1 rRNA gene is annotated in these 539 nt (G+C 49.7%); it reads right to left on the bottom strand.

What is annotated here, in order from left to right:
- Window positions 1-380: 380 nt before the first annotated feature.
- Window positions 381-497 (bottom strand): 5S ribosomal RNA (gene rrf, locus GMB86_RS15320).
- Window positions 498-539 lie beyond the last annotated feature (42 nt).

The raw sequence follows: 539 nt of genomic DNA, 5'->3' as shown, positions 1-539 counted from the left end.
TATTGCACCACTCTCGGATTTATTGCACCACTCTCGGATTTATTGCACCACGATTCTCGTGTACGTTGTACACTTCGAATCCCCTATAATCATTTCTAAAATATAAAAAAACAGCCAACCTAAGTTGACTGCATTCTCTTTTGCCTAGCGGCGTCCTACTCGCGCATGGGGGACAGCCCCTAATTCATCGGCGCTCGAGCTTAACTTCCGCGTTCGGGCTGCGGCTTCCGCTAGTCGGCGCATCTCTTCGTCACCGGCACTCACTCCGGTGCTCTGAGTACACCGTACGCTCCGCTCCTCATTCCCTTGTTTCCTCGTCCTCGACTTCTTTAAAAAAGAACACAAAAAAGCAGCCAACCTTAGTTGACTGCTCTCTCTTTGCCTAGCGGCGTCCTACTCTCACAGGGGGACAGCCCCCAATTACCATCGGCGCTGAAGAACTTAACTTCCGTGTTCGAGATGGGAACGGGTGTGACCTCTTCGCCATTGCCACTAGACATATGTATGAAGGTAATCCTTCAAAACTGAAAGTGAAAGAA

The sequence above is a fragment of the Terrilactibacillus tamarindi genome (assembly GCF_009718825.1).
GTDB lineage: Bacteria > Bacillota > Bacilli > Bacillales > Sporolactobacillaceae > Terrilactibacillus > Terrilactibacillus tamarindi.
This window is presented reverse-complemented; position numbering and strand designations above follow the sequence as displayed.